Annotated in this window: 5 protein-coding genes and 2 pseudogenes; 4 read left to right on the top strand and 3 right to left on the bottom strand. The window is 45.0% G+C overall.

What is annotated here, in order from left to right; translation table 11 throughout:
• The 4 genes and pseudogenes from RJ41_RS19260 to ccoG form a co-directional block, all read left to right on the top strand.
• Window positions 1-381: pseudogene (locus RJ41_RS19260) on the top strand (hypothetical protein); the annotation flags it as partial.
• A 115-nt stretch (window positions 382-496) separates the two neighbouring features.
• Window positions 497-748: pseudogene (locus tag RJ41_RS09965) on the top strand (PhoH family protein); the annotation flags it as partial.
• A gap of 93 nt (window positions 749-841) precedes the next feature.
• Window positions 842-2,239 carry an aminotransferase-like domain-containing protein gene (locus RJ41_RS09960; protein ID WP_039219997.1) on the top strand — a complete coding sequence of 466 codons (1,398 nt, stop codon included), beginning with the start codon at window positions 842-844 and terminating at the stop codon, window positions 2,237-2,239.
• Window positions 2,240-2,473: 234 nt separating this feature from the next.
• Window positions 2,474-3,847, top strand: coding sequence for a cytochrome c oxidase accessory protein CcoG (gene ccoG / locus RJ41_RS09955; protein ID WP_014975625.1), 1,374 nt, complete (start codon window positions 2,474-2,476; stop codon window positions 3,845-3,847).
• Between the two features lie 7 nt (window positions 3,848-3,854).
• Here ccoG and RJ41_RS09950 read toward each other — a convergent pair whose 3' ends face one another.
• The 3 genes from RJ41_RS09950 to cysG all read right to left on the bottom strand — a co-directional run bounded on the left by RJ41_RS09950 (window position 3,855) and on the right by cysG (window position 8,263).
• Window positions 3,855-4,859, bottom strand: a complete 1,005-nt coding sequence (locus RJ41_RS09950) for a hypothetical protein (protein ID WP_240485774.1) — start codon at window positions 4,857-4,859, stop codon at window positions 3,855-3,857.
• Between the two features lie 134 nt (window positions 4,860-4,993).
• On the bottom strand, window positions 4,994-6,562 hold the full coding sequence (locus tag RJ41_RS09940; RefSeq protein WP_039219992.1) for a tryptophan halogenase family protein: 1,569 nt from the start codon (window positions 6,560-6,562) through the stop codon (window positions 4,994-4,996).
• 318 nt (window positions 6,563-6,880) lie between these two features.
• Window positions 6,881-8,263, bottom strand: coding sequence for a siroheme synthase CysG (gene cysG, locus RJ41_RS09935; RefSeq protein WP_039219989.1), 1,383 nt, complete (start codon window positions 8,261-8,263; stop codon window positions 6,881-6,883).
• Between the last annotated feature and the right edge of the window lie 118 nt (window positions 8,264-8,381).

Here is an 8,381-nt window from a genome sequence, read left to right as displayed (position 1 = left end):
ATTTATCGCCAGCGGATGCAAATTGAAGAAGGCTTTAGAGACATGAAAAGCACGAAGTTCGGGCTTGGCTACGAACAGAATAAAAGCGTGAAAAAGCAGCGTCTAACAATACTGGTATTGCTGACGACGTTAGCGTCACTCGTAGCTATATTACTGGGGATAGTACTTGTCTCATCGAATAAGCATCGGCGCTTCCAAGCCAATACTGAAACCAGGAGCGTGTTGTCATTCCATTACCTTGGACTCAGGGCTGTCGCTTGTCGAATACGCATTTACTATGCGACAGTGGAAAACTGCACTCAAATGGTACAGCTCCATAGTCGACGGGGCCTGGACCGCAGGCACATGGAATTAAATTCGTGGGGATCCCTCAGCCTCTAAGCCCAAACCGGTGTCTTCATTCTGATCTTTTCCCCAAAAATAACACTCAAGCTATTCGTCTAATTTTTTCTGCAACATTTCCTGTACATAGCATTTGTTGTACGAAGCCTGTGTCATTGTAGCTTCGGATGAATCACAAAACTTAACTGCATCACAGCTTAAAACGATCATCACACACTGTGGTGAAGGAACTAAGCTGATAGTGGGCGGTAACTTGGCACAGATTGACAGTAACTATCTGAGCGCAGTGACATCGGGGCTTACTTACTTGGTTGAAAAGTTTAAAGACTTCTCGGGCAGTGCCACCATAAACTTAGACGGCGTGGTAAGAAGTCGTCTTGCAAGTTTTGCTGAAGAAAATCTATAACCTAAGATAATGCGTAAATTGGCAGTATTGTTTTTATAACAGAATACTGTCCTCACTGTTATACTCCGCTAGTGGGAACTATCGGAGCAAAACGTGGCTAAATACGAAGTTTTAGCTCACCAACTTAAAGAGCAGATTGAGCGCGGCGTGTGGGTAGAAAACGAAAAGCTCCCATCTCTTCGCAAACAGGCAGCACAAACAGGCTTCAGCCTAATGACAGTGCTGCACGCCTATCAGATGTTAGAAAGCCAAGGTATAGTCAGCTCCCAAGAACGTTCGGGCTTTCTGGTAACCGCTAAAGCGAGCAATTCCTCAAAAGAACGTGTACAGGCCACAGAAGCCGTCAGCATTAACGACTTTGTATATGAAGTGCTGCAGGCCTCTCGCGACCCCCACATGTTCAGTTTAGGATTTGCTTACCCCGACCCAAGCCTTTATCCAAGGCAACATTTAAATAAGTCTATTGCAGCTGCTGCCCAGCAAATTTCCTTGACCAGCGCTATGGATAATTTGCCTCCAGGCAACCTGGACCTTAGAAAAATCATCGCTAAGCGCTATGCCGCCAAAGGCGTGAATATATCGCCTGATGAAATCATTATTACCGCTGGTGCGCTAGAGGCGCTGAACTTGAGTTTGCAGGCATGCACCACACCAGGAGACTGGGTGGTCGTCGAGTCGCCGGTGTTTTATGGAACGCTGCAGGCGCTTCAACGTTTAGGTCTAAAAGCGATTACTGTAACGGTATCACCCAACACTGGCCTGGATGTAGCTGCACTTGAGCGCGCATTTAAAAATCATAATGTGAAAGCCTGCTGGCTTATGAGCAACTTTCAAAATCCTGTTGGATACTCATTGAGTGACGTTCAAAAACAGCAGGTGGCCGCGTTACTGGATAAGTATAATGTTGCCCTTATTGAAGATGATGTGTATGCCGAGCTTTATGCTGACAAGCGTCCACCTCTGCCAATTAAGCATTTTATGAAAGAGGGAGATAGCATGTTGTGTTCATCGTTCTCCAAGTCTTTAGTGGCGGGGTACAGAATAGGGTGGGTCGCCGCAGGTAAGCGTGCCCTTGAAATACAAAAACAGCAGCTTATGAGTACATTGGCAACCAGTGCGCCGATACAGCTTGCGCTTGTAGACTATTTATCCACAAAAAATTACGAGTCTCATTTAAAGCAGCTGCGAAAAAAACTCATCGCTCGTAAGAAGACGATAACGGCGCTGCTTACCGACCTTCTATCAGACGTTGCGACTATTCATACACATAGCGGCGGCTATTTTTTGTGGGTGGAATGCCGGGGGCATGTTGATGCAATGGCTATTTATAAAGAAGCGTTGCGTTTACACATCACCATTGCGCCTGGAAAACTGTTTAGCTTAACCAATGAGTTTAACCATTGTTTTCGTTTAAATGCATCGTTTGCTCTGAATGAAGCGAAGCGCAATCAACTGCTTAAGCTTTCGTTATTTATAAAAAGTCTTTTATAAATAACGTGTTATCAATCTGCGTAACGCAAACCGTAGTTTTTGCACATTATGTATAGGGTGCAGGTTTGAAATAAGAAAAACATTCACCTTAAAAATCTGCGACTTCAAAGCCTACGCCTTAAATATCTGCGCCTTAAAATCTATTGCAACTGATCTATAAAGAAACCCCTAATCTGTTTCTATTTTAACGGCCTTAAATCCCTACCATTAGCGCAAAATTTTCGGAGAAAGCTAATGACGGCAGTTAAAATTCGGCAAGAAGACATCATTGCTTGTACACCCGTAGAAAGCAAAAAAATCTATATCCGTGAGGAAACCGGGCACTTTCAAAAAATACGTCGATACTTGAATGTAGTATTAGTGACGCTGTTTGTTGCGCTCCCCTTTATTCAATACCAAGGACAGCAGGCGATTTTGTTTGACGTGGGGCGTCAAACCCTCACGCTTTTTACATGGGTGTTGTATCCACAAGACCTCATGATTTTTGCCTTTCTGTTTATTCTTGCGGCTTTTGTTTTGTTTTTAGTCACCCGTCATTACGGGCGAGTATGGTGTGGCTTTACTTGCCCTCAAACCGTATGGACTCTGGCTTTCAATTGGGTAGAGCGCCGTATTGAAGGTACGCACAATCAAAGCAAGGCTTTAGATAAGCAGCCTAGCTCACTAACAAAAGTAGTCGTAAAGGGGGCAAAACACAGTGCATGGTTGGCATTAAGCCTTATTACTGCGCTGGTTTTTATGTCTTATTTCTATCCGGCATCTCGTCTTTATACGGAGTTTTTCACTTTCTCTGCGCCTGCGTTAATTTCAGGCTGGACAATGTTCTTTGCCGTTTGCACTTATGCCAATGCCGGTTGGCTTCGAGAGAAAATGTGCACGCACATGTGCCCCTATTCTCGCTTTCAAGCTGCGATGTTTGATAACAGTACGTCATTGGTTACTTACAACGAAACGAGAGGAGAAAGTCGCGGGCCAAGGAAGCGTTTTTCACAGCACAAAGACTTGGGCGATTGTGTGGATTGTAATTTGTGCGTTCAAGTCTGCCCAGCAGGCATAGATATTCGTGAAGGAATTCAGTACGAGTGCATTAACTGTGGCCTGTGTATTGACGCATGCGACAAGGTCATGGCCAAATTTGGCTATCCGCTCAAACTTATCAATTTTTCGCGAGCCGGCAGGAATTCTGGGCGTAAATTCACTAACTATCTTTACGGCGCCGCAATCATTGCCATACTGCTCGCAATGGGCGAGTGGGCTATCGACAGGCAGGACTTCGAAGCTTCAATTAGCCGTGACCGCAACGCGCTTTACAGAGAGAACAACGCGGGACACATTGAAAACACTTATACGTTAACCGTTTTAAATAAATCCCGCGTGGCCAAAACCTATGAAATTGCTATAGAAACGCCATCAGATATGCAGCTTATTAACGTACCGACTATAAACGTAGCACCAGGCGAAAAGCGAAATGTGCCGTTTTCAGTTGAAGCATTGTCGCCAATGGCTAATACCATGCAATCTGTTAGCTTTGTTATTATCGATAAATCTACCAACAGTGTGATTGGCAATGAAGTGATGTTCTATTCAGGGAATAACAGGCAAATGTAGATGAAACTTACTCTACTACTTCTACCTGGTAGCGCCCGGTCACAATGTAGCGCTCTGTATCTTCTGATACTTGTCCGAAGGGAATGAGTGCCGGACCCGTAGGATCATAGAGCACGTAAACGTCGCCATCGTGCTCTATGGTTCGGTCATCTGCCATGGGGGTTAATGCAATTCCAAGCAAAGCGTGGTTGGGCAGGTAAAGCACAATCATCTTTGTAGTAGGTAAAAAAGCTCTTACCATTGAAGACGCTAACACTGCTTTACTGTCACAGTCCCCTAGGTTCTGCATAAGCACACTAATGGGCGGCGCATACCCAGAGCCATTACTCACTACTCTATCTTCTAACGTGTCGTAAGGGATGCTTTGCAGCCAACTGAGAATTAAAGAAAAATAGGCTCTTGAATCTGACTCAGACGCGACTTTCTCGTAAAACGCTTGAGAAACGGACACCAAAGGTTTTACTGACTCAGAGATGTAACGCAGGTGGTCTGGCTTTATGGCACTTTGGTTAAATAAAGTCGTAAAGCGCGTGAAGTAATGTTCATGCAAGTAGCTATCGTAAGCGTTTTGCTGTACGTCACGTAAATGCGCTTGAACGTCTTCTATTTTCTCTTCGTCAGTCCCCGACACTTTAATATTAATGGCTTCTCTCAAGGGCTTGATTGTTACTTTTGCGTCCTTGGGGTCGATAGCCTTTGCTGCTTTGGTCAACGCAACAGTCACGTGTCGCTGTGCTATTTTGGGCTTGTAATTAGTTTGCCTTAGCGGCAAGTCTTCAATTGACTCAAAGGGAATTTCAAACTTGAGGTTATGTCGCTGCTTCGCACCGTCAATCCATTCGTAATAGAACTGCATGCCGGTATCAGTCTTCTTTCTTTTGAACTCGAGTTGTTCAGAGAGCGCATGCTGAACATGGAAAACCACAGAGATCGTAGCGAGACCAAGGTATCTCGTTACCTTGCCAATAAAGCGCCAAATGTTCTTTTTTTTCGAGTTAGTGTGAAGCTTCATTGTTATCGTTGGGTTAACTCAATAATTGATCACTCATTTTGTGAGTATGCGCGTGAAAATGAAAAAAACAAGGCAAAGGCTATTTTGAAGCCTTTGCTTTGGGTCGTGCCAGCCCATTACCCTAGCAGAGGTCGTCAATAGTGCATTGAGAGACCTTGGGATTGTGCTACTTGATTCAAAAACTGTCGATTAGTGGGTAAACCACTGAGTTGTTGCTGAATACTTTGTACATGTTTTGCGTAGGCCTGCCGCTGTTCAGGGGTGTGTAAATTAGCTTGATAGACATCATTGTACTGCGACCTGAATCCCATGCCGTATAGAACAAACAAATAGCTGGCCGCGGGGAACAATTCCTCACGAAGTTCAAAATCAGATGAAATAGGACTGCGGCTTTTCCACAGGGTTAACCAATCTTGTAACTGGGTGGAGCAGCTCTCTTGGTTCCGCATATCACGCCAGTACGCAGAAGCTTCACGTTCACTCAACACATAATGAAGCTTTAGGAAGTCGACTATTCTTTCCCACTTTTTTTCGAAAGCCTGATTAAACTGTCGACCAGCCGCTTGGCATTCTTTATATGTTCTAGGCAGTTGTTTTGCTATGTGGGTGGCAGATAATTCAATCATGACAAGCGCCGACGCTTCCAAAGGTTCTAGGAAGCCAGCAGATGTGCCGATGGCGACACAATTCTCTACCCAAAGCGTTTTACGGTAGCCCGGTGAGAATGTGATCTTTCTCGCTTTGCTAACATCCACATCAGCGGTTTTCTTGTCGTGCTTTAAGTAGGTCTCCAGTGTTGCTCTTGCTTCATCTTCACTGCAATGCGCCGAGCTATACACGTATCCCACACCTTTTCTCGAAGGCAAACCAATGTCCCAAATCCAGCCACTGTCTTGAGCTGTTGAGTGTGTGGTAGAGGCAATATCAACTGAGCTGTCAACGTAGGGAGCTTGGATTGCGATAGCACTGTCGTTGGCCAGTACGTTGGAGCAAGATGTTAAGGGGACACCATAGTGCTGACCAATTAACCTTGCCGCAAAGCCTGTACAATCTATGAATAGATCACCAGTAATATTACCGTGTTCACGACCCACTATTGCAGCAATAGGTTCTGAAGATGAGCCAACCACATCATCCACATGATCCACAATATGTTGAACACCTAAAACCGTTGTCGCGTGCTTTTGAAGTAGGGCTGCAAACTTGTTTGCGTCAAGGTGATAACCATAGTTTGCAATGCCAGCATACGCAGGCGTTTGACGCTGCTTGGGTGCGAGGTGATGGTCGCATAACGCGGCCTGGGAACATACAGCATGTGCAAAATCTTGCTCTGCTGCGTAGCTTTGCCACCATGCTGCTACGTCGCTTTCAAAGTACCTAAATGGCAGGCTGAAAGGGTGGTAGTACTGATGTTCAATGGTGTCTGAGCGCCAATTGTGAAAACTGGTACCCTGCTTAAAAGACGCATTGCACTGAGCTAAAAAGGTTTCTTCACTGATACCAATTTTAAGAAGCGTACTGCGCATAGTAGGCCACGTCCCTTCGCCTACACCCAATATACTGACATCTGGTGACTCAACTAAGGTGACACTAATATTGTCATCGTGCTTGTGCGTTACAGCGATGATTGAAGCGGTTAACCAGCCAGCGGCACCACCACCTACAACAACAATACGACGAAGGGGGCTATTCGCTTGATGCATATTTTTCCCAAAGCCTACTTTATGAAAACAAAATGTTAACGATTTGGTTTTTCTTAAATGTATATTAAATGGGGCTTAAATGTAAGTGGAAACGTTTACATAATTAGTCGGTAGTCAGGAAATAACGCAATTAACTACGAGTACAGGCAGCATTGTTTACTGCCAATAATACAGAGGGAAATTATTGGGGCAGATGTTGGTAGTCGGTTGGGAAATTGCGGCAGAGCAATGTTGAAGAGGAGGTAAGTAGAAGCCGACGTTCATAAACGGCAAAGCTGGTACAGAGCCCCTTTATTTACACAAAGGGGCAGGAAGGGATTATTGGTACCAGTTTAGTTCGTCACGTAAACTAACAACTGAACCGACGATAATAAGTGTAGGCGGTTGTAATTGCGCCTCTTCTTGCTTAGCCACAATATTGCTCAGCGTGCCTGTTAGTACCGCCTGCTTTTCGGTAGTCGCCGATTGAACTAAAGCGATAGGCGTATTGGCATCAAGACCGTGTTCAATGAGCTTTTCGCAGATAATCGGCAAGCCTGTCAAACCCATATAAAACACAGCGGTTTGATTTTTCTGTGCAAGGGCAGGCCAGTTGAGGTCGATAGTGCCATTTTTTAGGTGACCGGTGGCAAATACCACAGACTGTGCGTGATCGCGATGAGTAAGTGGAATGCCAGCATAGCTAGACGCCCCGCTTGCGGCGGTTATGCCGGGAACTACCTGAAAGTCGATGCCGTGCTGAATAAGTGTTTGAATTTCTTCTCCACCACGTCCAAATATGAATGGGTCGCCGCCTTTTAAACGCACCACACGATTGCCTTTTTTAGCCTCATCAACCATTAATTGGTTAATGTCGTCTTGGGGAAGCGTGTGATTGCTTTTAGCTTTCCCAACATAGATTTTCTCAGCGTCACGGCGTACAAGCTCAAGAATTTGCGGCGATACCAAGCGGTCATAGACTACCACGTCGGCCTTTTGCATTAAGCGCAATGCGCGAAAGGTGAGAAGGTCGGGGTCGCCAGGGCCTGCTCCTACTAAATACACTTGCCCTTCTACTTTTTTGTCTTGAGCGGCGGCTTGCAGTGCTAATTCAAATGCATCATCGGCTTTTTTGTCTTGGCCCTTTTCTACCATTTCAGCAATGTCACCATCGAGCACGTCTTCCCAAAAGTATCGACGAGCGGTAACGCCATTAAGCGTTTGCTTTACTTTGTCGCGAAATTTTTCAGAAAACGCGCCCAATCGACTTAAGTTAGCAGGCAGTACAGTCTCTAACTTTTGACGTAAATAACGAAGCAAAACAGGCGCTACACCACCACTACTCATAGCAATAACGATAGGAGAGCGGTCAACAATAGAGGGGGTGATGAATTGGCAAAGCGGCGTATTGTCCACCACGTTTACCAACACTTTGTTAGCGCGCGCTAAGTCGTGAATATGTTGATTAACATCGCCTTTGTCGGTGGCAATGAAGGCCATATCTTTATGGGTGAGATCACTATTTTCAAACTCGCGTTCAATAAGTGTCACTTTCTCATTTTGCGCCAATTGCTTCACCGTATCGCAAACCCAAGGCGCCACCACGGTGATGGTCGCAGGTGTCTTCATAATAAGCTCTAGCTTACGGGCAGCAACTTCACCAGCCCCAACAATTAGAACATTGAGTTTTCTGGCGTCTAGGAATAACGGAAAGTAATCCATAAAGGTTTTCTTAGCTTCAAATACAAAAAAAGAACTGACACTATTTTGCGCCAATTCTTTTTAATTAGAAAACAACGAAAACAGCCTTTATATTGCAATTAGTTATATAAAGGCTGAA

It is taken from the genome of Alteromonas marina (genome assembly GCF_000808575.1).
In the GTDB taxonomy this organism is placed as follows: Bacteria; Pseudomonadota; Gammaproteobacteria; order Enterobacterales; family Alteromonadaceae; genus Alteromonas; species Alteromonas marina_A.
Note: the sequence above shows the minus strand (reverse complement) of the source record. Positions and strands in the feature narration are given on the sequence as shown.